The organism is Acinetobacter pittii (assembly GCF_034067285.1).
GTDB lineage: Bacteria > Pseudomonadota > Gammaproteobacteria > Pseudomonadales > Moraxellaceae > Acinetobacter > Acinetobacter pittii_E.
On sequence record NZ_CP139286.1, the window covers coordinates 1,521,606 to 1,544,483 of the forward strand.

Consider the following 22,878-nt stretch of genomic DNA (forward strand, 5'->3'; position numbering starts at 1 on the left):
AGCCGCTTTTAAAGCGGCTTTTTTATTATCCAATTTGAATGTTGGCTTGAGGGTGTTTGAGCCGGCTCTTTTTAGGAGTAGCGATTAAATAGGCGAGTGTTAAAGGTCCGAGACGTCCAGCAAACATAAGTAGGCTTAAAATAAATAAACTACCATTATGTAAATCTGGTGTGATACCACGAGAGAGACCTACAGTACATGCTGCTGAAACAACTTCGAAAAGTAAATTCATAAAATCTGCTTTAGGCTCTAAAAGTAAAAGAATAAAGAAGCCCATGAAGATGAGTATGCTCGTAATAGCAGTCACTGCTAATGCTTTGTAAGTCGTTTCGTGAGATACCGAATGATTGAATATTCTAATTTCATCCGTACGGCGTAAAAATGAAATTACACTCAGCACTAAGATAACAAAGGTTCCAACTTTGATTCCACCTGCTGTACTCAGTGAGCCACCACCAATAAACATCAATAACATCATTAGTAAGGAGCTACTGTTGGTCATTGCGCCCGTATCAATGGTATTAAAGCCGGAAGATCGAGGAACTGTTGCCTGAAACCATGCATTTAAAGCTTGATCGCCTGCATTTAATATGCCTAAAGTATGAGGATTTTGAGCTTCTAAGGCCCATATTAAAATAAAGGCAACAAGGTTGATAATTGCAATTGTTGTTAGAATAAGCTTGCTATTGGGCGTTAGTTTTTTCCATTTTTTGTTTTGTTTAATATCCATGAGTACTAAAAAACCAAGGCCACCTAAAGTGTAAAGTATGCTAATGGTTATACAAATAATATAGTTACTTTGGAAATTCATTAAACTGTTGGAAAATAATGAAAAACCCGCATTGTTAAATGAGGAAATGCTGTAAAAAGCCGCATAGTACAAACCTCGTGCAAACCCATATATTGGCGTAAAAGCAGTGGTGAGAATAATTGTACCAATCAGCTCAAAAATAAGAGTATAGGTGACAACACCCTTAGCAACAAAGGTAACCTTCGATAAGCTCGTTTGTCCGAGACTATCTTGAGCCATCATTTGCTGTTTAAGACCAACTTTGGGAGACAAACTTAATGCGGCCAATATCGCAAAAGTCATAAAACCCAAACCGCCAGACTGAATCAGCAATAAAATAATAGTTTGCCCAAAGAGGGTAAAAGACTCATGAATATTTAAAACAGAGAGGCCAGTAATTGTAACTGCTGAGGTGGCTGTAAAGAGCGCATCCATCCAGCTAACATTGCCCGTATTCGCAAATGGCAATTTAAGCAATAAAGTGCCAAAGGCAATAAAGCCTAAAAACCCTAGCGCTAAAAGAGAAGGAGGGCTTAAATTTAACGTTTTATGAGGCTTGGGATATATGGACATATTCTAGATTTCGTTTTCTTATAAGAAGCAATTAGAAAGTTTCTTTAACTGTGGTAAATGACCTTCTAAAATAAGAATATCATGTGTTTGCAAAGTGAAATTTTCTTCAGTTTCAAACAAAATCTGCTGTTGTCTTTTAACGAGTAAGGTTTTAACCTGTGGCGCTTGCTGCATAATGCCATATAGGTTAATACCATGCAGTTTTTCAGGGATTTCAATTTTTATAATGTAGTGATCATCTTCTAAAGACATATAGCGACTTACCATCGGATAGTTGAGGGCTTGAGCTACTCTTACTCCCATATCTTCTTCAGGATGAATAATTTTATTGATATTGAGATGCGACAAAATGGTGTGATGAGCTTTGGTTTTTGCTTTTACCCAAATTTTATCAATTCCCAAATTTTTTAAGTTCAGCACACACAAAATACTGGCTTCAATATCTTCACCAATTGCGACCACAACTGCGTCACAATTTTGAATATTCAGTTCGTCAAGCACATGTTCATCGGTAGCGTCAGCAATGACGGCATGCGTTAAAACGTCGGCAAGATTTTCGACATTCTTTTTTACCGTATCGATGCCAATAACATCATGATTTAATTTTGTGAGTTCTTGAGCTACCGTTGCTCCAAAACTACCTAAGCCAATGACTGCGAACTGTGCCATGTTGGTCCTTTTTTCCGAGTTAGATCATTATTTTTAAGGATATTTTCTTTAAGATAAAGAGATGCAATGTAAAGATGGTAGAAATATAAAAAGATTGTATAAAAAAGCCGACATCTTTGTCGGCTTCTTCATCAAAATTAAAGATTATTTCAAGAAGCGTTTATAGCCGACGTTATCAGTAATTTCTGCATACGGATAATTAATCTGCTCAAGCGTTTCAATCAATCCATCAGGGTTTTGTTTCGCATCGGTTGCTTGTAAACCAACTAAAACACGTCCTTCTGCTGCGCCATGGTTACGATAATGGAAGAGGGTAATGTTGTGAGTTGGACCTAAACGAGTTAAGAATGTTAAGAGGGCACCTGGACGTTCAGGGAACTCAACACGGAACAATCTTTCATCATCTAGATTTGCGTGACCACCAATTAAATAACGAATATGTAGTTTGGCAACTTCATCGTCAGAAAGGTCATCTACAATATAATCTTGCTGTTTTAATTGTTCCAAAATTTCATGGCGCTCTGCATCTCCACCTTTCAAACTAATACCGACGAATACTTGTGCTTCCTCTGTATTGTTTGCTCGGTAGTTAAACTCAGTGATATTGCGGCCTTGTAAAGCACGGCAGAAGCCTAAGAATGCACCTTTTTCTTCAGATAGGGTAACCGCATAAATCGCTTCGCGTTGCTCACCTAACTCGGTACGCTCAGCAATATAACGTAGGCGGTCAAAATTCATATTGGCGCCGCAAACAATCGATACCATATTTTTATTGCTGATTTTGTGTTCGTGAATATATTTTTTAATACCCGCTAAAGCCATTGCACCAGAAGGTTCAACAATACTGCGGTTTTCATCAAAAGTATCTTTAATTGCTGCACAGATTTCATCTGTATTCACCGTGACAATATCAGGATCAACGATCGGGCCTGAATTATCAGATTTGCGCAAACGAATAATATCAAAAGGTAAAGCACCAATTTGGGCAACAGCCGTACCGTCTGCAAATAATCCTACATGTGGCAAAATTACACGTTCATTTGCTTCTAGGGCTGCTTTTAAACAAGCAGACTCTTCATATTCAACGCCAATAACTTTTACGTGCGGTGCAACTTCTCCAAGGTAAGCTGCTACGCCTGAAATAAGGCCACCACCACCTACAGCAACAAACACATATTCTACATCACGCCATTGACGTAAAATTTCATTTGCAATTGTGCCTTGACCTGCAATGACAAGTTCATCGTCATAGGGTGGAATAAATACAAGACCTTCAACTTCAGCACGTTGTTGAGCATATTTATTTGCGATATCAAAGCTATCACCATGTAACACAACTTGGCCGCCTAAGCGTTTAACTGCCTGAACTTTAATGTCAGGTGTTGTGCTTGGCATAACAATAATGGCAGGAATGCCTAGTCTTTGACCTGACAATGCTACACCTTGAGCATGGTTGCCCGCAGAAGCACAAATCACCCCACGTTCAAGTTGTTCTTTAGGTAATTGACTAATACGGTTGTAGGCACCGCGTAATTTAAAAGAAAAAACTGGTTGTAAATCTTCACGCTTAAAACGAATTGTATTGTTTAATTTTTGACTAATTCGTGGAGCTGCTTCGAGAGGTGTTTCAATTGCAACATCATAAACCGTTGCTTGTAAAATTTGTCGTACCACACGAGACAGCATGTTCATCTTCCCTATAACAGTTTAAAATAGGAAATTATTGTAGCAAACCCTTGTGCATTTGCGCCGTTTATTGGCGCATAAATGTCAAAAAATAGTTGAGTGATGTCATGAGTCTATATGCAACCCAAGATGAAAAGAAACAAGCTGCTGCGAAAGCTGCTTTAAAACACTTACCCAAAGGTGGCATTTTGGGGGTTGGGACTGGAAGTACCGTAAATTTTCTAATTGATTTATTACCTGAATTACAATTAGAAGCAGCTGTGGCAAGTTCTCAAGCAACTGCTGATCGTCTTAAAAAACTCGGTATTGAAGTTGTAGACATGAATCATGTGGGTAGCTTAGATGCCTATGTTGATGGTGCAGATGAGATCGACCGTCATATGCATATGATTAAAGGTGGTGGTGCTGCATTAACACGTGAAAAAATCGTGGCATCAATTGCAAAGAAATTTGTGTGTATTGTTGATGATTCAAAATGGGTTGATCAACTTGGACGTGATTTTCCACTTCCTGTAGAAGTTATTCCAATGGCGCGTTCGGCTGTAGCTCGTAAATTAGTAAGTTTAGGTGGTGACCCAGTTTATCGTGAAGGTGTAGTTACAGATAACGGTAATGTGATTTTGGATGTTTTCAATCTTAATATTTTAAATGCGCTTGATTTAGAAAAAACCATTAACAATATTCCGGGTGTTGTGACTAATGGTATTTTCGCTTTAAACCCAGCAACGATTGCAATTGTTGCAACAAATAATGGTATTGAAGAGCGTACCGCACAGTAATGTCTGCAAAAATGCCAGAGATTAAAATCGTTCGACACGTAAGAGCAAGAAAATTGCGCTTACGTGTTGAGCCTGCTTCAATCCGTCTTACGGTTCCTTTATTTTGTAGTAAGAAGCAAATTCAGCATTTTTTAGCACAATCTGAACAATGGTTGACCGAAACATGGAATAAACAACAAAACGTCCAATCGGCATCGATTGATATTCCTTCCGAAATTTATTTCTTTAATAAAGAACATCCCTTTCAAGTCATTGTTCAAAAACAGCACCGTATTTTTCAATTTGATTGGGAAACTAGTTGTTTATTTATTAAAGACACGCAGCCATATTTTGCATTACAAAGTGCAGTTATTGCTTATGCGAAGCAAGAATTACCTGAGCTTTTAAAAGAGTTAAGTGAGCAGACTCATTTAGCCTATAGGGAGTGCACAATTCGCCGTCCGAAAACTCGGTGGGGAAGTTGTAGTAGTCAGCATAATATTATGCTACACGCGGGGCTGGTGCTCATGTCATATGAAATTGCTCGGTATGTGGCTATTCATGAGTTGGCGCATACCAAACATTTTGACCATAGTCCGGCATTTTGGGCAGAAGTTGAAAAATATGATCCATATTTTCAAAAACACCGCAGACAACTTAAATCAAATCCATTGCCTGCATGGTGGTATGTTTCAGCTTAACTAAAACTACATTCTAGTTGAGGTGTTTGTAAGTTATCGGGTGCTTTTCGGCTATCTAATCCTGCTTTGGCGCTGATAATTTTATTTGCTTTAATAGATAACTGTATAAAGTTGTATTGTTGCGTCGAGTTATTTGGTTCAGCTGAACTTGAATTGAGTAAATAACTTGAGCTCGCAGCATCTGTTTGCAATAAATTATCGGTACTATCAGCACTTAGAGCCACACGATAAATTTGTGAGCCTTTACTCATATCGATTTGACCATTCGCACGAAAATTAAGCTGACATCCAGTCGAGGTGTCTTCATAGTGACCAATTAAATAGTCTGTAGCTGGTAGGTTTGGATCTGATAGGTTAATGCTAGTTAAGCCTTGTTTGCATGGATAGGTTGATCCATTACAAGTCGCTGTGGTGGTAAACCCTACAGCTCTACGGTAATCTCCAGCACCGTCAATGCGAATAAATGTTGTTGAATTTACAGTAGGAACAATACCTGTATATTGTTTCTTTTGTAGAAGTTCATAGCCCGTTTGATCTAAAGACTGTTGTGAATTAGCCTGAGCCAATTGCAAAGTAGATGCTTTTAGGTGGGTTCCAAAGTAATCGCGCGTTACCTTTTGATTGGCTGCAATATCTAATAGCGTATTTTTTACTGGATCAATATTATCTGGAGCAGGAGTGAAAATAGGGGTAAAGGATGTTTGATCCCCATGAAGTTTTTTCCCATCCAAAAAGCCATCTTTTAAATCGGTTGCTAAACTTTTAACGAGTTCTTGGTAGGTGCTTGCTCCACCATGAATTGCTGACCAATATTGTAAATAGCCAAAGCTAAGGTAGCTATCCACATATGTGGTAGGTTGTTTGGTTGAATACTGCTGTAAATTTAAAATTGTTAATGGATTCGCTGGACTTAAACTAGGAATAGCGGGATCTTTAAATGCATTCATTAACGATTTGTAGACATCTTGAGAAGCTAAATCCACGTGTAATTGTTCAATACGGGTTGGATCAACTGTCTCTTGGGGGAGTTGGCCTGAGCGTATGACCGCTCGTTGGTAAACTGCTTCACTACTTGGGCTAATGAATTGGGTTCTGCTACTTGCCGTATTCGGCGTAATAAATGCATGATAAATACCTGACAGATTTTGATACTGTGAAGTAAGTGGGTCAAACACTTGAGATGAGCTTTGAGTTGTAATTTCTACGCGATATAAACGATTCAATTTTGCAGTAGGAATTTTGACATTAAAACTATTTAAACTTGCAATTGAAGTATCCACTAAAACAGCGTTGTTGGTGTTGTCATATACCTTAAGTTGGATATTACGCATCTCTACAGGGGTTTTTAAAGTCACATCAGTTATTGCTTCGGGTGTAGGGTCAACAGGCGTTGGAGTAGTTGGTGAGCTGCCTCCACTACTGCCTCCACCTCCGCAACCAGTAAGGGCTACACTTAAAATTAATGTGCTCAAGCCAAGGTACGTGCGTAATTTTGTTTCTTTTGATTGTTGAAGCATCCTAGCTCTCCAAAAATTAATCTGGTATTTATTTGCTGATATTTATGTGGGTATGACAGTCCAGTAAGTGCTATCTGATTGTCACTAAAATTAAAAAATTAAAATTACCAAGCATGAAATGGTTTTGTAAGCTTGGACATCCTGTCATACTACTGCCCAAGTATAGATTCAAAAATTGAGGTAATGCACGTGATTTCTGTCGGAATTGTTGGTGGAACGGGTTATACAGGCGTTGAACTATTACGTATTTTATTACGACATCCTAAAGCGCAGGTTCGAGTTCTTACTTCACGTACAGAAGCGGGCAAACCAGTTGCAGATATGTTCCCTAATTTACGTGGACATACTGATCTTCAATTTTCAGATTTAAACATTGATGCATTAAAAGAATGTGATGTTGTATTTTTTGCAACTCCACATGGCGTTGCGATGCAGCATGCCAAAGAGTTGATTGCGGCTGGAACTAAAGTTATTGATTTAGCGGCAGACTTTCGCTTACAAAATCTTGAACAGTTTGAAAAATGGTATGGCATGGAACATGCTTGCCCAGATGTATTAAAAGATTCTGTATATGGTCTAACTGAGTTAAACCGTGAAAAAATTAAACAAGCTCAAGTTATTGGTAACCCGGGTTGCTATCCGACGACTGTTCAATTAGGTTTAGCGCCACTGTTAAAATCAGCACAAGCACTGATTGAAACTAAAAATATGATTATTGATGCGAAATCTGGTGTTTCTGGTGCTGGCCGTAAAGCAAGCTTAGGCATGATTTATAGTGAAAATGCAGATAACTTTAAAGCATATGGTGTTGCAGGCCATCGTCATCATCCGGAAATTGTAGAAGCACTAGAAAATATTGCGGGACAAAAAGGTGGGTTTGAAGGACTCTTGTTTGTTCCGCATTTAGTACCGATGATTCGCGGTATGTTGAGTACAATTTATGTAGACTTAACGGAAGCGGGTAAGCAGACAGACTTACAAGCTTTATATGAAAACTTCTATGCTAATGAAAAATTCGTAGATGTCATGCCTGCGAATAGTTCACCTGAAACACGTAGTGTACGCGGTGCAAATGAGCTTCGTATTGCTTTGTATAAACCACAACCAAATAAACTGATTATTTTGGCTGCTCAAGATAACCTTGTAAAAGGCGCATCTGGTCAGGCTGTACAAAATATGAACCTTATGTTTGGCTTTAGTGAAGATGAAGGCTTACAAGGGATTGGTTTATTACCATAAAAAACTCTTTTTTGCTTCACACACATTTAAATTTCGATTTAAATGTGTGTCTTGACTCTGATCTTGAACACTGAGATGACGATGCAAAACTCTGGACAGACGACTTCGGCAGAAAGTTCGTTGCAAAAGAAAAAATTTTTAAACACCAATAAGCCTTTATTTATTGGTGCTGCCATTTTAATGAGTGGTTGTTTTGCGCTCGGCTATACAATTGGGCACCGTCAAGGTTTAACTGTTGTTGGTTACGATGCAGATGCGGAGCAATTGGTTGAAGTAGTGCAAAAGCAAAAAACAGCTTTAGATGCAGTTAACAAAAGCTTAAACGCGGCAGTACAAGAGCGTGATGTGGCTGTGACCAATGCAAATGATCTGTTTGAAGCGCTTAATCAAGCGAACGCCGATAAAACTCAGCAAGAAGGTATGAGTAATATCTACCGTGAGATTTTGAGACAGCGCGGTGGTTTAAGCTTAACGATTCAAAATCTGGCCATTAAGCCTTTACCTGAAAATGCTTATGAATATCAGCTAGATTTAGTACAAGTAAGTCCAAGTAAGCGCCGTGCTCTAGGATCGGTTGAAATAAGATTGATCAAAGATACTGAAGTTTTAGTGGTACCACTTGAAGCGAAGAACTTTAACTTTACTGACTTTGAACGTTTAACAGGTCGTTGGACGATGCCTAAAGGTTTTACGCCTCAATTTATTGAAGTGCGTTTAACAGGCGGCTCTGAAACACCAGTTATTAAACGTTTTAGTTGGCAGCGTGGTAAACCTGTCGAAACATCTTCTGCCTTTGTAGCAGAAATTCCTCAAGCTGAAGCAAATTCACAATAGTAACATCCTATGCGAACAAATAAGCGTCAAACAAACTTAAAAGATATCAAGGCTTCTTTTCAGCAGTCTGGCTATGTCGATTGGCACTTCCATCCACGCTTAAGTGATTCGCAAAACGAAGATCATGACGGAGAGGTTGTTGTACAAACAGCCCCTCCAGAACTCAAGCGTCCCCCATTATATGCAGTTGTATTAATGAATGACGATTACACCCCAATGGACTTTGTAATTGAAATTTTACAACAATACTTTGCAATGAATCTTGACCAAGCAACTCAAGTAATGCTAACAGTACACTATGAAGGTAAAGGTATTGCCGGAGTATATCCAAGAGACATCGCGGAAACTAAGGCAAACCTTGTTAATAATTACGCTCGATCGCAAGGTCATCCATTACTTTGCCAGATTGAGCCTAAAGCATAAGGGGGTTACATGCTCAGTCGTCAATTAGAAGTATCATTACGTTTGGCTGTTAGCATGGCTCGTCAAAAGAGACATGAGTTTCTTACAGTCGAACACTTATTATTAGCATTACTCGACAACGATTCAGCCGTGAATGCACTCAAAGCATGTGGGGCTGATATAGTTTCTTTGCGTAAAGAATTAGAAGAATATGTAGAACAACATACTCCTAAGCTTGGCGAAAATAGCGAGCAAGCTCCACATCCAACAGAAAGTTTCGACCGCATTTTGCAACGTGCTATTTTCCACGTGCAATCAAGTGGCGGCGATCGTACTGTTGAAGGTGCGGATGTTTTGGTCGCAATGTACTCAGAGCGTGATTCTTTTGCTGTGTATTTACTTAAACGTCATCAAATCAATCGCTTGACATTAACTCAATACTTGTCTCATGGGACACGTAAAGACGAAGTGCAAGTTGAAGAAGAAGTTGAAGATATTGAAGGTGAAACCAGCGCAGGCAATGCAGGGCCATTAGAGCTTTATACGCTGAACTTAAATGTTGAAGCGCAAAAAGGCAAAACTGATCCACTGATTGGTCGTGAAAAAGAAATTGAGCGTACAGCACAAATTTTGTGCCGCCGTCGCAAAAATAACCCATTACTTGTAGGTGATCCGGGTGTTGGTAAAACCTCGATTGCTGAAGGTCTGGCATGGTTAATTGTGAATGGTAAAGCACCAAAACCTTTAAGTCAGGCTGAAATCTATAGTCTGGACATTGGGGCATTGGTTGCTGGAACGAAATATCGTGGTGACTTTGAAAAACGTTTAAAACAACTGCTTAATGCATTGAAGAAAAATCCAAATGCGATTTTATTCATTGATGAGATTCATATGATCATTGGTGCAGGCTCAAGTATGGGCAGCACAATGGATGCTTCAAATCTCATTAAGCCGGCTTTAGCTAATGGTACTTTACGTTGTATTGGTTCAACGACTTTCCAAGAATATCGTCAGGTTTTTGAAAAAGACCATGCGTTATCACGTCGTTTCCAAAAAATTGACGTTAATGAGCCAAGTATTTCGGAAACGATTGATATTTTGCGTGGATTGAAAACTAAGTTTGAAGATTTCCACCATGTACAATATGACGATAAGGCATTGGTATCAGCTGTAGAACTTTCTGCTAAATTTATTAATGATCGTTTCTTGCCCGATAAAGCGATTGATGTCATTGATGAAGCAGGTGCTCAGCGTCGTCTGAAAGCTGAAAGTGATGATAGCTTGATTACGGTAGAGAATATCGAGGATATCGTTTCTAAGATCGCTCGTATTCCGCCAAAAACTGTGTCTAAAGATGATAAGTCAGTGCTTGAAAATCTTGAGCGTGATTTGAAACGTGTAGTGTTTGGTCAAGATGAAGCAATCACTGCATTAGGTTCAGCGATCAAGTTATCTCGTGCTGGCTTAAAATCGCCAGATAAACCAGTGGGTAGTTTTGTTTTTGCTGGCCCAACTGGGGTAGGTAAAACCGAGGTTACTAAGCAGCTGGCGAAATTGTTAGGTGTGGAGCTTGTACGTTTCGATATGTCTGAATATATGGAACGTCATGCAGTTTCCCGTTTAATTGGTGCACCTCCGGGGTATGTGGGTTATGACCAAGGTGGTTTGCTCACTGATGCGATTCATAAAAATCCGCATTGCGTCTTGTTGCTTGATGAAATTGAGAAAGCACATCCAGATGTGTTTAATCTCTTGCTACAAATCATGGACCATGGTGCGTTGACGGATAACAATGGACGTAAGTCAGATTTTAGAAATGTGATTATTGTTTTGACTACGAATATTGGCGCGGAAAGTATTTCACGTGCGAGCATTGGTTTTACAGAACAAGATCATAGTTCTGATAACCAAGAAGCGATGAAACGTGCTTTCTCACCAGAGTTCCGTAACCGTCTAGATGGCGTTATTCAATTCAAAGCATTACCAACTACTGTGATTGAGTCTGTAGTCGACAAATTCTTAACTGAACTGCAAGCACAATTGGATGAAAAACAAGTTGTTCTTGATGTCGATCAAAGTGCACGAGATTGGTTAGCAACAAACGGTTATGATCGTTTGATGGGTGCTCGTCCAATGCAACGTCTCATTCAAGAACATTTGAAGAAACCACTCGCTGAAATGATTCTGTTTGGTGAACTTGCAGATCATGGTGGTAATGTGGCTGTATCAGTGAAAAAAGAAGATGGCAAAGCTGTCGGCTTGAAACTTGAAGTGTTTGAAGATCATCATACGGCAGAACCAGCGTAACTTATGTTAATTGATAGTCTTGCTATAACCCGAATACTGAGTGTATTCGGGTTATTTATTATCACAGCAATTGCTGAAATTCTGGGTTGTTATTTTCCTTATCTGATTTTAAAAGAAGGTAAGTCAGCTTGGTTGTGGATACCTACAGCTTTAAGTCTAGCTATCTTCGTATGGCTGCTGACCCTACATCCAGCAGCTTCTGGGCGCATTTATGCTGCATATGGCGGTATCTATATTTTTACTGCGCTCATGTGGTTACGCTTTGTTGATCAGGTCGGTTTAACCAGATGGGATCTATTAGGTGGTCTAATTGTGCTTTGTGGAGCGAGCTTAATTATTTTGCAGCCTCAAGGATTGATTCGCTAATAGGAATTGAATCAAATCTTAAGCGAAAAAATAAGAAGTTTTTTCAAAAAAAAGACTTGTCAAACTCATCAACAATGCGTATTTTAGATTTAAGGAACATTTTTTAATATTTGAGATAAAGATGTTAAATCTATCTGTGAACACTAACGCTTACTATTACTTTTGGCAATTTAGATAGTTGCCTGAGCGTATTCGGGCATGAGAAAGTTGCCCATCACAGTTAATACCTGATCGGCAACCCCGATCAGGTTTTTTTATGCTTTATCTTTTTTGAATCGAGGAACTTAAAATGAAAAACATGACTTATTCGTACTTTAGCAACTTTTATTGGTTTTACTTTTGCTTACCTTTACCAACGAATAGATCCAAAACGCTCAAATAAATGATCGGACTGAGTAGATTGCAGTCCCAAGGAAAAACCAATGAATGCCCTAAATACTTTACTGACTCAAACCAATACAAAAGAAACACCAGTTAGTTTACCTATACAGTTAAAAGCGAAATATCCGCTTGCACACACTTTCGCACGTCAAATTGCCGAACACCGTCAAATTATTCAAAATATTCTTAACGGCAAAGATCATCGTCTAATGGTAATTACAGGGCCTTGTTCAATTCATGATCCAGTCGCGGTACTTGAATACGCTGAAAAACTGCAAAAACTACAAGAAAAAATAAAAGATCAAATTTTTATCGTAATGCGCACATACATTGAAAAGCCACGCACAACTGTGGGCTGGAAGGGTTTCATGTATGATCCAAATTTAGATGGTTCATCAAATTTACAACTTGGTTTAGAAAAGTCTCGTGAACTGTACCTACAAATTATTGAAAAAGGTTTGCCAATTGCGAGTGAAATTTTAAGCCCAATGGCAACTGGGTATTTTGATGATTTATTGGCTTGGGGGGCAATTGGTGCTCGTACCAGTGAGTCTCAGATTCACCGTGAGATCTCAAGTCATATGCCATACAGTATTGGTTTTAAGAATGGCACTGATGGTTCTATTCAGATTGCATTAGATGCGATTCAGTCAGCACAAAATGAACATCAATTTTTAGGTATGAACCAACAAGGCTTGCCTTCAGTGATTCAGAGTGCTGGCAACCCATTACCGCACTTGATCTTGCGTGGAGCAAATCATGGTCCAAACTATGATTTAGCTTCAATTCAGGCGATAGGCGAAAAGTACAAACAAAATCTACCTGCACTGGTGATAGATTGTAGTCATGGTAATAGTGGCAAAGATCCGTTGCGTCAGCCGGAAGTATTACAGCAAATCGTTGCTGAACGTTTAAAAACACAAGTTAGAGGGGTCATGATTGAAAGTCATTTGGTTGATGGTAATCAAAAGATTTCTTGTGAGATGACTTATGGCCAGTCAGTAACCGATGGTTGCTTAGGGTGGGAAAAAACAGAGCAACTTTTGTTAAGTGTATCTGAGCAATTAAAAGCAAAAGTGTTAGCCCATTCCGCTTAATTATTTATTGATGTAAAAAAGGGATCTGTAAGTAGATCCCTTTATTTTTTAAGAAGCATGCTTGAGTTCGGATAAGAATGTAGTGATTTCATTTCCAAACTTTTTAGGCTCGGTTAATAGAGGTGTATGGCCTGAGCGTTCAAAATATATTGCTTTTGCATGTTCAACACTATGGGCAATCAGTGTTTGCCCAGTTTCTGGATAAAGTGTCGAATTGCGACCAATAAAGAAGGTGGTTGGACATGCTAATTGCTGAATCGCTTCGCGATAATCTTCATTGTGATAAAGATAATTTTCCACATACCAAAACAAGTAATCCAAACGTTGAATGGGTAATAAATATTTTTGTAGAAAAGGCTGTTTCAAAGCTGTTTTAAAAACTAAAGGACTAAATGGGTTACTACTTTGTAGTTCAATAAAATCTACCCAAAGACGGACCAGTTCTTGCCGATCTGGAAGCGATAGCTCATAAAGATATTTGGCATTTTTATGCTTTGCTAATAATTGATAGATATCATTTAATAATTGTTTGAACTGAGTGTGAAGAGGGCCAAATAAACCATATTCCCAAGTTGAATCTACTGATATCTTTGGTGTCTGATCAATATGTAAATAAGCTTTTAACTGCTGAGCCAGTTGAGCGTGTTTCATGCCGTGCATGGCAGTTGTCGCGCCCATTGAATAACCCATCAAGATAAAGTTATTAAGTTTTAATTGATCTATTAAATGAGCAACGTCTTGCCAATGGCTAGAAATTGCATCTTGCTGGGGAATCGCACAATTTTTTGAACCACCGAATCCGCGCCAGTCTGGAATAATAAATTCATATTCTTTGCGGTTTGCATAAATAAAAGGTAGCCACTGCCAACTTTGCATGCCAAGGCCAGATAAAACCAAAACAGGCTCACCACGACCAATACGACGTACAAATAAATTTTCCCGATCGGGCATGGTGTAATACGGCATGGCTATTCTCCAGATGCGTTATCTTGGGCAAAGCGTTTTAATTGAGGGATGACTTGTTCCAACCATTTGATCCATTCACTTTCCATCGTAATCCCAAGTTCTAAGATCATTTTGTGGATATATAACACACGGTCATTTAGATCATCGCTGTCTTTAAAATCTTTATCATAAATACTTTGATAAAGTTTAAGCTTCTCTTGATGTAAACCAAGATGTCTTAACAGTTCAGGTAATATCTGATTATTGCTCAATTGTGCTTCAGCACGCAATCTAACCATTAAATCATCACGAAGCTGGGCAGGTTCACTTTGTTGAGTCATCCATGAAGCCAGTTCGATACGTCCCAGTTGTTCAACCTGATAGGTTTTTTTTCGGCCATTGTCCATTTCATTTTCTAAAGTGGAAACCCAGCCTTTTTTAAGCATGTTATTGAGTTCACGATAAATTTGCTGGTGAGTGGCATTCCAGAAAAAGCCCATTGAGCGGTCAAAGCGGCGGGCGAGTTCAAACCCTGTACTTGGACGTTCAAGCAAGCTGGTCAATAAAACATGAGGAAGTGACATGGCAATCCAGTTTGTAAGCAAAAGTAAAGTGTGACTCATGAGATTATGCAACATGTTGCATAAAAGTCAAAATTTGATTATAAATTTATGCAACAAGTTGCATTAGCAAGCTTATTGCTAGCCATAGGAGAAAATATGTCAGCTTATCCACATTTATTAAAGCCACTTGATTTAGGCTTTACGACTTTAAAAAACCGTGTGCTTATGGGGTCTATGCACATTGGGTTAGAAGAAGCACCGCAAGGATATGAGCGCATGGCTGCGTTTTATGCTGAGCGTGCAAAAGGTGATGTGGGTTTAATTGTAACTGGCGGTGTTTCTCCAAATGATGATGGTGTTGTATTTAGCCACGGGACCAAACTAGATACAGTTGAAGAAGCTGAAAAACATAAAGTGATTACCCAAGCTGTCCACGAGGCTGGGGGCAAAATTGCTATGCAGATTTTACATACGGGTCGTTATTCTTATCAGCCAAACAATGTTGCTCCTTCAGCAATTCAAGCGCCGATTAATCCGATTAAACCTAAAGCTTTAAGTTCTGCCGAAGTACAACAAACAATTGATGACTTTGCCAACTGTGCCAAACTTGCTCAGTATGCGGGCTATGATGGTGTAGAAATCATGGGCTCTGAAGGTTATTTAATTAATGAGTTTATTGCAGCTCGTACGAATCATCGTGATGATGAATGGGGCGGTAGTTACGAAAATCGTATTCGCTTTCCTATCGAAATTGTAAAGCGTACCCGTGAATTAGTAGGTGAAAACTTTATCATCATTTATCGTCTATCTATGCTTGATTTGGTTGAAGGCGGCTCAAGTTTTGATGAAGTGATTCAGCTGGCAAAAGAAATTGAAAAAGCTGGTGCAACAATTATCAATACTGGTATTGGTTGGCATGAGGCGCGTATCCCAACTATTGCAACTAAAGTTCCTCGTGCTGCATTTACTTGGGTGACTGAAAAGCTTAAAGGTGAAGTTTCTATTCCTTTAATTACCTCTAACCGAATCAATACGCCTGAAATGGCTGAGCATGTATTGGCATCGGGTCATGCTGATATGGTGTCGATGGCACGACCAATGCTCGCTGATGCTGAGTTTGTTTTGAAAGCAAGTGAAGGCCGTAGTGATGAAATTAATACTTGTATTGGGTGCAACCAAGCTTGTTTAGATCATATTTTCTCAATGAAAATTGCAACCTGTTTAGTCAACCCTCGTGCGTGTTATGAAACTGAACTGATTTTTAAAGAAGCTCAGGTTAAAAAGAATATCGCTGTGATTGGCGCGGGTCCGGCAGGGCTGAGTTTTGCAGTATATGCAGCCGATCGCGGGCATCAAGTTAAAGTTTTTGAAGCAAGTCATCAAATTGGTGGTCAATTTAATATCGCAAAAACAGTTCCTGGAAAAGAAGAATTCTACGAAACTTTACGCTACTTTAGCCGTCAAATTGAATTGAGACCAAACATTGAACTTGTATTAAATCATCAGGCGACTTATGACGAATTAAGCCAAGCAAGTTTTGATGAAATTGTAGTTGCAACAGGCGTGACGCCTCGTCAATTACAATTTGAGGGAATTGATCATCCTAAAGTGCTGAGCTATTTACAAGTTCTAAAAGAGCGTGTGCCAGTAGGACAACGTGTTGCCATTATTGGTGCAGGTGGTATTGGCTTCGACACAGCTGAATATCTTACTCACGAAGGTGAAAGTGGTAGTTTAAATCCAGAAAAATTCTATGAGGAGTGGGGAATCGATACTCAATATGAACATGTGGGTGGTTTAAAGCAGCCAAAAGTTGAGGCATCTGAACGAGAAATTTATTTACTGCAACGTAAAACTGCTGCTGTAGGAGCCGGTTTAGGTAAAACAACAGGCTGGATTCATCGCACAGGACTTAAAAACCGTCAGGTCAAAATGTTTGCTGGTGTGCAATATGACAAAGTAGATGACCAAGGTTTACATATAACGATAGACGGGCAACCAAGTGTACTTGAGGTCGATCATGTTGTGATTTGTGCGGGGCAAGAGTCATTTACTGCAATGTATGATCAATTAAAAACAGATGGAAAAAATGTTCATTTAATTGGTGGTGCTAAAGAGGCAGGAGAGCTAGATGCAAAACGTGCAATCCGCCAAGGCGCTGAATTAGCAGCAATACTCTAAATTTTAGCTGGGCATTTCTTTTAAAGAGAAATGTCCATTAATTCATTAGTAAATTATAGGATGGAAAAACAATGGTACTTGAAACTACAAAACAGTCTTTAGAAAAATGGCATCAAATGGTTCAAGCCGGTAATTTATCAGATCTAAATGATTTGCTGGCAGATGATGTAGTTTTTCGCTCACCAGTTGCTTACAAACCTTATGAAGGAAAACAGGTTGTTTTCTTCATTCTTACCAATGTCATCCAAGTGTTCGAAAACTTTACCTATCATCGGGAGTTCTATACAGAAGATGGTGAAAATGTAGTACTTGAGTTTAGTGCCAATGTCAGTGGAAAATCATTAAAAGGTATTGATATGATCCGTTTTAATAACGAGGGCAAGATTATTGATTTTGAAGTAATGATCCGTCCAATGAGTGGCTTAGCAGCATTGGCTGAACAAATGGGTATAAGAATTGCCAAGTTTCAACCCCAATAATTTTAGTAAATAGCCTAAGTAATATAGAGATCAATAAAATGTGGTTAAAGCTTTCAACTGTTGCATTGTTGCCTGTCCTTTTTGTGCAGGGAACAAAGGTTCGTAAGAATACACCACGCTTGCTAGAAGCCAGTGGTGAAAGAGAAGGCATAGTGGGTAAGGGAAAACCCTTATCATTACTTATTTTGGGAGATTCTGCTGCTGCAGGTGTTGGAGTTGAAACCCAAAAAGATGCTTTATCTGGTGCTATTATTTCTGAATTGCAGAATCAATATTCAATACGCTGGAAACTACATGCAAAAACAGGTGATACAACCAAGCAAGTTTTCCAAGCGGTACAGCATTTAGAGCAACAGAGTTACGATGTGGTTGTTACATCGATCGGGGTTAATGATGTCACCAAACTTACCTCAGCAAGTTCATGGATAAAACAACAAAAACAATTATTTCAATATATACAGGCACGTTTTCAGCCTAAACTCATTATTGTGTCTGGTGTTCCGCCAATGCAACATTTTCCAGCTTTATCCAATCCATTGGCTTGGTTGTTTGGAAAATATGCGGAAAAAATGAATCAGACACTAGATAAATGGTTAGAATCACAAAACCAATTTAGATTCATTCAATATGATATTGAGAGTTTTCAAGCGATGAATTTGCCTATGGCAAGTGATGGCTTTCATCCGAGTAAAGAAATTTATGCAATTTGGGGACAGCAGGTTGCAGCATTAGTGCGGCAATCATTTAACTCATAATCAGAGGTCGTGATTGGAAATGGGCATATCTACTTTAAATAAAATTAAAGCTTTCGGTTCGGAATTGTTTGATTCAGTATTAGGTGCTGAACAACCAAAAATCTATTATGATCCAAATGGGAAAATAAAAGATATTCTAGATAAATTGCCCCAGCTCAAGCAAAAATATCGTCCTACACCGTGGTTAAGCAATAATCATGTTCATCTTTTGTACTTTGATATTATTAGAAAAAAAACCATTAAACTTGAATATGATCGAATTGATCAGCTCACCATGAAAGATGGTGGCGTAACTGCCATCGCGTGGTATGGGTATGATCTCCCTGCAGATACTCCAACAGTTGTTATTATGCATACCATTACGGGAACTCCTGAAAGTATGCGTGAACTTGTGAAAGATATACATCATTATACGGGTTGGAGAATAGCGCTATGCTTACGCCGTGGGCATGCTGGTTTACCTATGCCTGTACCACAGATCTCTCTTTTTGGGTCAACGAGCGATCTTAAAGAGCAACTTGCACATATCCAAAACCTGTTTCCAAAATCAGATTTATACGCCGTAGGTTCCTCTGCGGGAACAGGGTTATTGGTTCGTTATTTGGGTGAGCAAGGCGCAGATACACCATTTAAAGCTGCTTTTGCAATGTGTCCAGGCTACAACACGGAGATTGGCTTTAAGAATGTTCATCCGTTTTATAGCAAAATGATGACCAAAAAGTTATTTAAATATTTTATTCATCCTTATCAAACTACATGGAACCAACTTTCTTCTATAGAGAAAGTTCTAGCGACCACAAGTCTAGAAGAATTTGAAAAAGAATATTTTGAAATGGCTGGCTTTGAGGATTATCAAAGTTATTGCCAAGCTATTAATCCAATTTATGTATTTGAGAATGTCAAAATTCCATTGATGATTCTTAATGCTGAGGATGATCCGGTCTGTTCTATTAAAAATTTGGAGCCTTATAAAGAAACGATTCAGCAAATGAGTAATATTGCGGTAATCACTACAAAAAAAGGAAGTCATTGTGGCTTCTATGAAGGTTGGAAAAGTACTTCATGGGCTGCCAAATTAATATCAAATTATTTTATGGTCGAACATAAGCAATAACGGTAAATTTGCAATAAATTAAATAAAGCCCATTCAATAGATGGGCTTTATGATTTTATTTGGTCAAGATAAAAGTAAATTGGGATCTTTTAGTCCAATTTTGATTTTCGTGCTGGCAACGAGGTCTTTTTCGTCTGTCTGATTAGGATGAAAATCAAAGCGATAATAATCAAAAAATTTAGGGGTCAATGCTCTATATTGTTTACTAGCAAAACTAAAGAACTTACGCCAAGATTTAAAATTGAGAAGCTGATGATCTCGCTTCATTAAAATAAATTGATAAATTGTTGAAAAGCCCGTAATTAAAAATAAACTTAAAGTAAAAACTGTAATGCGCGGAAGGTAGGCGCTTAAGCCGCTTCCATATAAATGTTGATAGAGATCAAAGGCAACAGTTTTATGTTCTGTTTCTTCAATACTGTGCCATAGCCACAAATTACGTATAGTTGAGTCGGTCATTAACTCATTAACAGATTCCATCATGCTAACCACGAGTACTGCTGTGTAGTGTTCTAGACCTACGGTTACAAGCAAATTCCATTTTTTACTAAAAACTTTTTCAATCGTTTTTAAAACGATGCCAGTTACTTTTTCTAAAGATTGAGGATCTAAGCCATATTGCTGTGCACTTACATGAAAAGCATGATGTTCTTTAGAGTGCATAGCTTCTTGGCCAATAAAAGCACTGATTTCACGATCTAAGATTTCATTCGACTTTGCTTTTGCGCGTAAAGCTCGAACAGAGCGAACGAAATATGATTCACCTTCAGGAAACAACGTAGATAAACCCGTAAAATAGTGGGTGAAAGTTGGTTCGTTATTACACCAATAACGAGGTGTATTTTCAAAATTATAGTCCATACGACGGACCGGAAACGAGGCAGGCACACGGTTTAATACAGTATTCATTTTAAGCTCCAATCTTCTTTTAATTAGGGTTCCAAAAAGGAACTTGATAAAAAACTACATCGCTCTATATCTATCGTCAATGCTTTTTGGGGTCGAAAAAGTAGATTGTCCCTAATTGATATCTAAGAAAACTTTAAAGATAAATAGAAAGAAAAATTAAAACTTATTACTGAATTGATAATTTGAATAATAATTAAAAAGCCCAAACCGATGGTTCAATTTGGGCATATTCGAGAACGAACTTAGTTTTTAAGCGCTGGAGTAGCAGCAGCAATTGCAGCGGCAACAGCATCATCTTCAGTTTGAGATGGTTCAGCAGGCTTAGCTGGTTTTGACTGAATCTTTTCAGGTTTTGGCTCTGCTTTTGGCTCAGGCTTAGGTTCAGGTTTTGGCTCAGGCTTAGGTTCAGGTTTTGGTTTCGGCTCTACTTTAGGTTGCTCAGAAACTGTTGTTTGTGAACCTTGATCAGGTTGGGCAGGGCGAGTTTCACGGCGAATTTCAGTTGTCGTATTCGCTGTTTCTTCACGGTGAACTTCAACTTGCGGTGGTTCCTGAGTTTGAGCTTCTTCAGTTTGCACACTTTCTAAAGACTCAAATTTTGCAGGTTCAGCAGGTTTAGGTTCTGAAACAGCAGTTTCAACCTTTTCTTGCTCTTCTTCTTTGGGTGTTTCTTTTTTGACACATGCGGTTAACAATAGTCCAGCAGCAATTGCAGCACAGATTAAAAGTTTTTTATTTGCCATTGTCCTAAACAACATTTAATTGAGGAGTTGGCATTATAACAGCAAAAGAGAATGAAAAAATCATGTGAGATTGACCTAATTTTTTATTAAAAATGCTGATAGAATAGCCAGTTGTTTAATGATCTTTGAATTGATGCGGTTTGACTTTGCTTTATAGGGGCAGAGTACAGTAAAATTGCCAAACATTGTAGGCCGATTTCGGCTTGATTGTACGAGAAACTTAATGACCCATTTTATTTTTGTCACTGGTGGTGTAGTTTCATCGCTAGGTAAAGGTATTTCTGCTGCTTCAGTTGCTGCACTTTTGGAAGCCCGTGGCTTAAAAGTCACAATGGTTAAAATGGATCCCTACATTAATGTCGATCCAGGGACAATGAGCCCTTTCCAACATGGTGAAGTTTTTGTCACAGAGGATGGTGCCGAAACTGATCTAGACTTGGGTTATTACGAACGTTTCTTACGTCGTGCGAAAATGACCAAACTTAATAACTTTACCAGTGGTCGTGTATATCAGGACGTTTTAAACAAAGAACGTCGTGGTGACTATCTTGGTGGTACAGTTCAAGTTATCCCACATATTACTGACAATATTAAAGAACGCGTACTTCGCGCAGGTGAAGGCTACGATGTTGCTATCGTAGAAATTGGCGGTACGGTAGGTGATATCGAATCATTACCGTTTATGGAGTCAGTTCGTCAGTTAATGGTTGAGCTTGGTCATAAAAGAACCATGCTTATGCATTTAACTTTGTTGCCATATATCAAATCTGCAGCAGAGCTTAAGACAAAACCAACTCAACACTCTGTAAAAGAGTTGCTTTCAATTGGTATTCAGCCAGATATTCTTATCTGCCGTACTGAATATGATGTTGATGCAGACACGAAACGTAAAATTGCTCTATTCACTAATGTAGAAGCACGTGCTGTTGTGGTATGTAAAGATGCAAAAACCATCTATCAAATTCCACGTGGTTTCTATGAGCAAAATGTAGATGACCTTATTTGTGAACGTTTTGGTTTCAATGATTTACCAGAAGCTGACCTAACTGATTGGGATAATGTAGTAGAAGCATTACTAAATCCAGAATACACGGTACGTGTAGCAATGGTTGGTAAATATGTTGAATTACCAGATGCTTATAAATCTGTGAATGAAGCATTATTACATGCTGGTATCAAAAATCGAGTGAAAGTACAGATTGACTATGTCAATGCTGAAGAACTTGAAAGCCAAGATGTTTCTATTTTGCAAACAGCTGATGCAATCTTAGTCCCAGGTGGCTTTGGTGAACGTGGTACTGAAGGCAAAATGAAAGCTATCCAATACGCACGTGAAAACAAAATCCCATTTTTGGGTATTTGTTTAGGTATGCAATTGGCTGTAATCGAATATGCCCGTCATGTTGCTGCTATGCCAGAAGCATCTTCTACTGAGTTCAACCGTTCTACAAAATATCCATTGATTGGTTTAATTACTGAATGGTTAGATGAGCGCGGTGAATTACAACAACGTAGCCTTGAGTCTGACTTAGGTGGAACAATGCGTTTAGGTGCACAAAAATCAGAATTGGTTGAAGGCACAAAAACACGTGAAGTCTACGGTAAAGCTGAAATTACTGAGCGTCATCGTCACCGTTATGAAATGAATAACCGTTTCATCGAGTCGATTGAACAAGCTGGTATGAAGATTTCAGGTTACTCTTCAGCACAACATTTAGTTGAAACTGTAGAAATTCCTGAACATCCTTGGTTTATTGCTGTACAATTCCACCCGGAATTTACAAGTTCACCACGCGATGGACATCCATTATTTGCTAGTTTTATTGACGCTGCAAAAACACAGCATCAAAAAAGTAAATAATGCGATTT

At 38.6% G+C, this 22,878-nt stretch carries 21 protein-coding genes; 13 read left to right on the forward strand and 8 right to left on the reverse strand.

The features are described from left to right. Positions 1–25: 25 nt before the first annotated feature. From ntpJ to ilvA, 3 genes are all read right to left on the reverse strand, one after another. Positions 26–1,363, reverse strand: coding sequence for a TrkH family potassium uptake protein (gene ntpJ / locus SOI81_RS07200; RefSeq protein WP_320541458.1), 1,338 nt, complete (start codon positions 1,361–1,363; stop codon positions 26–28). Between the two features lie 18 nt (positions 1,364–1,381). Continuing rightward, entirely contained in the window at positions 1,382–2,032 is a 651-nt protein-coding gene (gene trkA, locus SOI81_RS07205) for a potassium channel family protein (RefSeq protein WP_016140785.1), read from the reverse strand. 144 nt (positions 2,033–2,176) lie between these two features. Then, positions 2,177–3,724 carry a threonine ammonia-lyase, biosynthetic gene (gene ilvA, locus SOI81_RS07210; RefSeq protein WP_014206951.1) on the reverse strand — a complete coding sequence of 516 codons (1,548 nt, stop codon included), beginning with the start codon at positions 3,722–3,724 and terminating at the stop codon, positions 2,177–2,179. Between the two features lie 101 nt (positions 3,725–3,825). On the opposite strand from ilvA, the gene rpiA reads away from it, so the two are divergent. Continuing rightward, on the forward strand, positions 3,826–4,497 hold the full coding sequence (gene rpiA, locus SOI81_RS07215; RefSeq protein ID WP_224991195.1) for a ribose-5-phosphate isomerase RpiA: 672 nt from the start codon (positions 3,826–3,828) through the stop codon (positions 4,495–4,497). Beyond that, on the forward strand, positions 4,497–5,177 hold the full coding sequence (locus SOI81_RS07220; protein WP_320541459.1) for a SprT family zinc-dependent metalloprotease: 681 nt from the start codon (positions 4,497–4,499) through the stop codon (positions 5,175–5,177). Before rpiA ends, SOI81_RS07220 begins: the two co-directional genes overlap by 1 nt. On the opposite strand, the gene SOI81_RS07225 is transcribed toward SOI81_RS07220, so the two are convergent. After that, positions 5,174–6,694, reverse strand: coding sequence for a hypothetical protein (locus tag SOI81_RS07225; RefSeq protein ID WP_320541460.1), 1,521 nt, complete (start codon positions 6,692–6,694; stop codon positions 5,174–5,176). The genes SOI81_RS07220 and SOI81_RS07225 overlap by 4 nt on opposite strands. Positions 6,695–6,877: 183 nt before the next feature. On the opposite strand from SOI81_RS07225, the gene argC reads away from it, so the two are divergent. From argC to SOI81_RS07255, 6 genes are all read left to right on the forward strand, one after another. Continuing rightward, positions 6,878–7,933 (forward strand): N-acetyl-gamma-glutamyl-phosphate reductase, encoded by a 1,056-nt coding sequence (gene argC / locus SOI81_RS07230; RefSeq protein WP_320541461.1) that lies wholly within the window; start codon positions 6,878–6,880, stop codon positions 7,931–7,933. A 75-nt stretch (positions 7,934–8,008) separates the two neighbouring features. Then, positions 8,009–8,767, forward strand: a complete 759-nt coding sequence (locus SOI81_RS07235; RefSeq protein ID WP_320541462.1) for a DUF6776 family protein — start codon at positions 8,009–8,011, stop codon at positions 8,765–8,767. A gap of 9 nt (positions 8,768–8,776) precedes the next feature. Continuing rightward, positions 8,777–9,190: an ATP-dependent Clp protease adapter ClpS gene (gene clpS / locus SOI81_RS07240; protein ID WP_002121129.1), complete on the forward strand. Its 414-nt coding sequence runs from the start codon at positions 8,777–8,779 to the stop codon at positions 9,188–9,190. A 9-nt stretch (positions 9,191–9,199) separates the two neighbouring features. Then, the gene (gene clpA / locus SOI81_RS07245) at positions 9,200–11,476 is read left to right on the forward strand and encodes an ATP-dependent Clp protease ATP-binding subunit ClpA (protein WP_016140791.1); all 2,277 of its coding nucleotides are present in this window, start codon (positions 9,200–9,202) and stop codon (positions 11,474–11,476) included. 3 nt (positions 11,477–11,479) lie between these two features. Then, positions 11,480–11,842 (forward strand): YnfA family protein, encoded by a 363-nt coding sequence (locus tag SOI81_RS07250; protein WP_016140792.1) that lies wholly within the window; start codon positions 11,480–11,482, stop codon positions 11,840–11,842. Between the two features lie 422 nt (positions 11,843–12,264). Further along, positions 12,265–13,320, forward strand: a complete 1,056-nt coding sequence (locus SOI81_RS07255) for a 3-deoxy-7-phosphoheptulonate synthase (protein WP_320541463.1) — start codon at positions 12,265–12,267, stop codon at positions 13,318–13,320. Positions 13,321–13,368: 48 nt separating this feature from the next. On the opposite strand, the gene bioH is transcribed toward SOI81_RS07255, so the two are convergent. Then, positions 13,369–14,286, reverse strand: coding sequence for an alpha/beta hydrolase (gene bioH / locus SOI81_RS07260; RefSeq protein ID WP_320541464.1), 918 nt, complete (start codon positions 14,284–14,286; stop codon positions 13,369–13,371). Positions 14,287–14,288: 2 nt separating this feature from the next. Next, entirely contained in the window at positions 14,289–14,849 is a 561-nt protein-coding gene (locus SOI81_RS07265) for a PadR family transcriptional regulator (RefSeq protein WP_239969716.1), read from the reverse strand. A 135-nt stretch (positions 14,850–14,984) separates the two neighbouring features. Here SOI81_RS07265 and fadH point away from each other — a divergent pair, with 135 nt between their 5' ends. The 4 genes from fadH (at position 14,985) to SOI81_RS07285 (ending at position 19,357) form a co-directional block, all read left to right on the forward strand. Further along, positions 14,985–17,009, forward strand: a complete 2,025-nt coding sequence (fadH, locus tag SOI81_RS07270) for an NADPH-dependent 2,4-dienoyl-CoA reductase (protein ID WP_239976633.1) — start codon at positions 14,985–14,987, stop codon at positions 17,007–17,009. A gap of 71 nt (positions 17,010–17,080) precedes the next feature. Continuing rightward, positions 17,081–17,488, forward strand: a complete 408-nt coding sequence (locus SOI81_RS07275) for a nuclear transport factor 2 family protein (RefSeq protein ID WP_239976635.1) — start codon at positions 17,081–17,083, stop codon at positions 17,486–17,488. A 38-nt stretch (positions 17,489–17,526) separates the two neighbouring features. Next, positions 17,527–18,243: an SGNH/GDSL hydrolase family protein gene (locus SOI81_RS07280; RefSeq protein WP_239976637.1), complete on the forward strand. Its 717-nt coding sequence runs from the start codon at positions 17,527–17,529 to the stop codon at positions 18,241–18,243. 19 nt (positions 18,244–18,262) lie between these two features. Next, positions 18,263–19,357: a YheT family hydrolase gene (locus tag SOI81_RS07285; protein ID WP_224991187.1), complete on the forward strand. Its 1,095-nt coding sequence runs from the start codon at positions 18,263–18,265 to the stop codon at positions 19,355–19,357. Positions 19,358–19,420: 63 nt separating this feature from the next. On the opposite strand, the gene SOI81_RS07290 is transcribed toward SOI81_RS07285, so the two are convergent. Together SOI81_RS07290 and SOI81_RS07295 are read right to left on the reverse strand one after the other, a co-directional pair. Further along, complete coding sequence (locus SOI81_RS07290) at positions 19,421–20,266, reverse strand: metal-dependent hydrolase (protein ID WP_239976639.1); 846 nt, start codon at positions 20,264–20,266, stop codon at positions 19,421–19,423. A gap of 242 nt (positions 20,267–20,508) precedes the next feature. Beyond that, positions 20,509–21,009 (reverse strand): internalin, encoded by a 501-nt coding sequence (locus SOI81_RS07295; protein ID WP_320541465.1) that lies wholly within the window; start codon positions 21,007–21,009, stop codon positions 20,509–20,511. Positions 21,010–21,232: 223 nt separating this feature from the next. Here SOI81_RS07295 and pyrG point away from each other — a divergent pair, with 223 nt between their 5' ends. Next, on the forward strand, positions 21,233–22,870 hold the full coding sequence (pyrG, locus tag SOI81_RS07300; protein WP_016140802.1) for a CTP synthase: 1,638 nt from the start codon (positions 21,233–21,235) through the stop codon (positions 22,868–22,870). Positions 22,871–22,878 lie beyond the last annotated feature (8 nt).

What these genes read in the sequence shown, in the direction of transcription:
- ntpJ (WP_320541458.1), bottom strand. Translation starts at nt 1,363, where the DNA reads ATGTCCATATATCCCAAGCCTCATAAAACGTTAAATTTAAGCCCTCCT.
- trkA (WP_016140785.1), bottom strand. Translation starts at nt 2,032, where the DNA reads ATGGCACAGTTCGCAGTCATTGGCTTAGGTAGTTTTGGAGCAACGGTA.
- ilvA (WP_014206951.1), bottom strand. Translation starts at nt 3,724, where the DNA reads ATGAACATGCTGTCTCGTGTGGTACGACAAATTTTACAAGCAACGGTT.
- rpiA (WP_224991195.1), top strand. Translation starts at nt 3,826, where the DNA reads ATGAGTCTATATGCAACCCAAGATGAAAAGAAACAAGCTGCTGCGAAA.
- SOI81_RS07220 (WP_320541459.1), top strand. Translation starts at nt 4,497, where the DNA reads ATGTCTGCAAAAATGCCAGAGATTAAAATCGTTCGACACGTAAGAGCA.
- SOI81_RS07225 (WP_320541460.1), bottom strand. Translation starts at nt 6,694, where the DNA reads ATGCTTCAACAATCAAAAGAAACAAAATTACGCACGTACCTTGGCTTG.
- argC (WP_320541461.1), top strand. Translation starts at nt 6,878, where the DNA reads ATGCACGTGATTTCTGTCGGAATTGTTGGTGGAACGGGTTATACAGGC.
- SOI81_RS07235 (WP_320541462.1), top strand. Translation starts at nt 8,009, where the DNA reads ATGACGATGCAAAACTCTGGACAGACGACTTCGGCAGAAAGTTCGTTG.
- clpS (WP_002121129.1), top strand. Translation starts at nt 8,777, where the DNA reads ATGCGAACAAATAAGCGTCAAACAAACTTAAAAGATATCAAGGCTTCT.
- clpA (WP_016140791.1), top strand. Translation starts at nt 9,200, where the DNA reads ATGCTCAGTCGTCAATTAGAAGTATCATTACGTTTGGCTGTTAGCATG.
- SOI81_RS07250 (WP_016140792.1), top strand. Translation starts at nt 11,480, where the DNA reads ATGTTAATTGATAGTCTTGCTATAACCCGAATACTGAGTGTATTCGGG.
- SOI81_RS07255 (WP_320541463.1), top strand. Translation starts at nt 12,265, where the DNA reads ATGAATGCCCTAAATACTTTACTGACTCAAACCAATACAAAAGAAACA.
- bioH (WP_320541464.1), bottom strand. Translation starts at nt 14,286, where the DNA reads ATGCCGTATTACACCATGCCCGATCGGGAAAATTTATTTGTACGTCGT.
- SOI81_RS07265 (WP_239969716.1), bottom strand. Translation starts at nt 14,849, where the DNA reads ATGTCACTTCCTCATGTTTTATTGACCAGCTTGCTTGAACGTCCAAGT.
- fadH (WP_239976633.1), top strand. Translation starts at nt 14,985, where the DNA reads ATGTCAGCTTATCCACATTTATTAAAGCCACTTGATTTAGGCTTTACG.
- SOI81_RS07275 (WP_239976635.1), top strand. Translation starts at nt 17,081, where the DNA reads ATGGTACTTGAAACTACAAAACAGTCTTTAGAAAAATGGCATCAAATG.
- SOI81_RS07280 (WP_239976637.1), top strand. Translation starts at nt 17,527, where the DNA reads ATGTGGTTAAAGCTTTCAACTGTTGCATTGTTGCCTGTCCTTTTTGTG.
- SOI81_RS07285 (WP_224991187.1), top strand. Translation starts at nt 18,263, where the DNA reads ATGGGCATATCTACTTTAAATAAAATTAAAGCTTTCGGTTCGGAATTG.
- SOI81_RS07290 (WP_239976639.1), bottom strand. Translation starts at nt 20,266, where the DNA reads ATGAATACTGTATTAAACCGTGTGCCTGCCTCGTTTCCGGTCCGTCGT.
- SOI81_RS07295 (WP_320541465.1), bottom strand. Translation starts at nt 21,009, where the DNA reads ATGGCAAATAAAAAACTTTTAATCTGTGCTGCAATTGCTGCTGGACTA.
- pyrG (WP_016140802.1), top strand. Translation starts at nt 21,233, where the DNA reads ATGACCCATTTTATTTTTGTCACTGGTGGTGTAGTTTCATCGCTAGGT.